Consider the following 3598-nt stretch of genomic DNA (forward strand, 5'->3'; position numbering starts at 1 on the left):
GATGATGGTCGTTTAAGTGCTAAAGAAGTTGTAGGTAATAAAAAAGCTTTAACAGAGTTTCAAGATAGATTTAATGAGCATGTTAAACAACGAGGATATGATTTAGAACGTGGACAATCGAGACAAGTAACAAATGCCAAACATGAGCAAATGAGCCAATATAAACAAAAGACAGAATATCATAAGCAAGAATATGAACGTGAGAGCCAAAAAACAGACCATATAAAGCAAAATAACGATAAGTTGATGCAAGAGTATCAAAAATCATTAAATACGCTTAAAAAGCCTATAAATGTTCCATATGAGCAAGAAACTGAAAAAGTAGGTGGTTTATTTAGCAAAGAAATACAAGAAACTGGAAATGTTGTTATAAGCAAAGAGGATTTCAATACTTTTCAGAAGCAAATAGAAGCAGCACAATCAATCTCAGATGATTATGAGTATATTAAGTCAGATAAAGCTCTAAATGACCTTAGAAACGAAAATATTAAGCTTAAAGAAGATAATGAGCGTGCGTTTGAGAGTCTATCAAAAATAACTGATGTTGCTAAAGAACGACGGTCACAACTTGAGAAAGCAGATAAACTAGTTAAAATTATTCAAGAAATTTTTGAGAAACTAGAACAATTTCTTGGTAGAAAGACATATAAGGATTTAATGAATGATGTGACTAGAGAAAATAGCGATATGATAAAAATGGTTCGGACATTAGATAAGCAAATACATCCTGAAGAACATCAAGAGAAAGAACAAAAACATAATAGAGGTATCAGTAGATAACTAAAAAACTACTGTTAATAAGCCTGTGCAAAGCTATAACAGTAGTTCTAAAAATTTTTTAAGCTTATTTATATAGTGTCTCATGCTTTATTAAGAAGTATGAGTAAGGAGCCCTATATGTATTATAACAAAAGAACACGCATTTATGCCGAGAAAATCTATTTGTCGATGAGAGCCCTTAATTAGACTTAAAGCGCCAGCGGGAGGATAGCGTCAGCTATTAAATCGACCGATGGACAGCTTTAGGATTATTAAGGAGCGCAGAATCGTCGACAAATAGAGGAATTGGAATAAAGCAATATAAGTTATTATTCTTATATTTTATGATTTTACTAATTCTACTAATTTCTCTGCTATATTTTTCATATTAATTTTTTCTTAATTGGGTTACTAATACCACCATTAAAAAGACGCGGTAATTGACGCGTCTTTTTAATGGTGGTATTTTATATTTAGAAGATAATATTTGTGATTTTGTCTTCTTTAGCTTTTTTTAGAGTATTTGATAAGTATTTTTTTCCTAAATGGTTTAGTAAGTATTTATAATCTTCAATAATGTTTTCATTATTTAGATTTATGTTTTCTTCTAACCAATTTTTATAGGCTAGTTCTTTAAAGTCAGAACTTTGATTTTTTAATATATCAATTATTTTTGGAGCATGGTTTTTAAATTGATGTATTATTTTGGGGAAATCAATATTATTGTAAGTATATTTTCCTCCAGCACTGAATAAATCTCTTGTGGAAGGACTATAAAAGAAATAAGTAGATATTAAGTATTTAGTAATTCTAGTATAGTCACTTTTTCCTTTTTCTTGACTTCCTATTGTTTTAAGTAAGTCGTTAGGGAATAGAATTAGCATTTCTGCTATTAATTCATGAATTTTATTTTTTTCTAAGTCTTTTATTAAGGTTGGTAAAATTTCTTCACTTTCAGTAATATACCATTGCGCTTTATTTGTATTTTCTTTTAATATTTTTTGTACATAACTATTTTTTTCTGTTTCTGTCATTATTCTTATTTTGTCGTAGTCTTCTTTTTTTTCGAAGATGCTTTTTTTTGTATTCATATTTATAAAATATCTTGGTTTATGAGTTACTTTAATATTTTCAGTTACAGTCCAATATGGAGCGAAAGCAACTTTATAATTTATTTCTTTTTTCTTTTTATTTATTGTTCCAAATAATAGATAAATTTCTTTGTAATCCTGACTACTAACACTTTCAAAAACTGAACCACCGTTATTTATCCAACTACCATCTGTTCTGCTTTTAAGCTCTATTCCATATTTAACATTATTTATTAATATATCTATATCTGGAAAATGATGGCCATAGTTTTCTGTAATACTTATGTTTTCTATATTTATTTCTTTTGTTAAATCACTAAATAATTTTTCAAAACCATTATAACTATTTGTAGATTTTATATACTTTTCTTCAATTTCTGTACTTTCTATTTTTTCTTTTAACAATAATAGAAATTCATTTATTGAGTAAGACAATGTGACACCTCGTTTAAATTAATTTATTAAGGATGATATATATGACTAATACTTATTATGATAAAAATATAAAATTTATCAATGCTAATGAAGTAGAAATACCTAAGAATGTTAAACCTATTAATGTTCTTAGTTTGTTTTCTGGTGTTGGAGGTATGGATTTAGGCTTTGTAGGAGGTTTTGAATTTTTAGATAACATATATTCTAAAAACCCTTTCAAAATAATCTTTGCCAATGATATTTTTAAGCAAGCTGCAGATGTATATGAATATAATTTCAAGCATAATGTGGAAAGAGGAAGTATAACTGATTTGGATTTAAGTTTTGAAAATGTAGATATTGTTTTAGGTGGATTTCCTTGTCAGACTTTTAGTTATTCTGGGAAGAGAAACGGTTTAAGTGATCCAAGAGGACAGCTTTACAAACAAATGATAAGAGTTATAAATAGTTGTAAACCTAAGATGTTTATAGCAGAAAATGTAGATGGTATTAGAAATTCAAAAAAAGATATTTCAGGTACTAATGTTGATCAATCGGCATTGGATACTATTTTAGAAGATTTTGAAGAGAATGGGTATGATGTACAGTATCATGTATTAAATGCTGCTGATTATGGAGTTCCACAAATTCGTAGAAGAGTTATTATAATAGGAATTCGTAAAGATTTAGGAGATATAAATTCCCAATATTATCCAAGTCCTACACATTTTAAGGATGTTGATGAAAATAAATGGCTTACTGCTAAAGATGGTATTGAAGATTTATGGAATCTAATTGATAAAACTTCGATTCCAAATCACACATACAAGGATTTTTCTAAAGCTAAATTTTATCCAGGTAAGAAAATGCAAGGAAATAATAGAATATTATCAAATAAACCAGCTCCAACTATTAGAGCAGAACATCATGGTAATATTGAAGGACATTATAATTATATAGGTGATGATGAAAATGATGTTTTAGGTTGGAGAAGGTTAAGTGTAAGAGAATGTGCTAGATTACAATCTTTTCCAGATTCTTTTAATTTTATAAGTAGTGCTTCTTCCTCATATAAAATGATAGGTAATGCAGTTCCGCCAGTTATGGCATGGAATATAGCTAGAGCTGTGTTTTATACTTTGGATAAATTAAATTGCATTGAAAAAAATAAAGAAAAAAACTTAGTTTAAACTTATTAGACCAAGTTATTTTATAGTGTTATATTAATAAACAAATAAAAAGAAGTCGCTCACCCCAAACCGACCAAAGTTTTTGTGAACGACTTACCTAAATAAAATATAAAGAGTTATGTTTTATTAATTTTTGTATATCTA

Annotated in this window: 3 protein-coding genes; 2 read left to right on the forward strand and 1 reads right to left on the reverse strand. The window is 27.8% G+C overall.

Translation table 11 applies throughout. The features are described 5' to 3' along the window. Positions 1-780 (forward strand): plasmid recombination protein (locus ACTHUW_RS12575; protein WP_442213512.1); only part of this gene is annotated, 780 nt, incomplete at its 5' end. Positions 781-1232: 452 nt separating this feature from the next. Here the strand turns inward: ACTHUW_RS12575 and ACTHUW_RS12580 are convergent. Next, entirely contained in the window at positions 1233-2285 is a 1053-nt protein-coding gene (locus ACTHUW_RS12580) for a hypothetical protein (RefSeq protein WP_442213514.1), read from the reverse strand. 41 nt (positions 2286-2326) lie between these two features. Here ACTHUW_RS12580 and ACTHUW_RS12585 point away from each other — a divergent pair, with 41 nt between their 5' ends. Then, positions 2327-3454, forward strand: coding sequence for a DNA cytosine methyltransferase (locus tag ACTHUW_RS12585; protein WP_442213516.1), 1128 nt, complete (start codon positions 2327-2329; stop codon positions 3452-3454). Positions 3455-3598 lie beyond the last annotated feature (144 nt).

Origin of the sequence: Senegalia sp. (in: firmicutes) (assembly GCF_052088025.1) — a bacterium.
Lineage (GTDB): Bacteria > Bacillota > Clostridia > Tissierellales > SIT17 > Anaeromonas.